A 240-nucleotide genomic window follows, 5' to 3' on the forward strand; every position below is an offset into this window, starting at 1 on the left:
GTCATGAGCAGCCAAACCAAGCGGACAGTCAGTCAGACAGCTTAACTTTTGGTCACTTAAGCGTCTTTCCAGACAGTCATGAAGTCACAATTGATGATCAATCCGTCCGCTTAACCACGCATCAGTTTCAGTTGCTTCATTACTTTGCCACTCATTCTGGCAAGGTGCTTAATCGCGAGCAATTATGGCAGGCAATGCCAAACGATGACAGCTCGGACAATATCGACCGCGCCATTGACG

Annotated in this window: 1 protein-coding gene; it reads left to right on the top strand. The window is 47.9% G+C overall.

Translation table 11 applies throughout. The features are described 5' to 3' along the window. A partial coding sequence (locus AAEY79_RS16260; RefSeq protein ID WP_352289791.1) for a winged helix-turn-helix domain-containing protein occupies positions 1 to 240 on the top strand: 240 nt, incomplete at both ends.

The sequence above is a fragment of the Psychrobacter sp. GW64-MNA-CIBAN-0177 genome (assembly GCF_040309585.1).
GTDB classification, from domain to species: domain Bacteria; phylum Pseudomonadota; class Gammaproteobacteria; order Pseudomonadales; family Moraxellaceae; genus Psychrobacter; species Psychrobacter okhotskensis.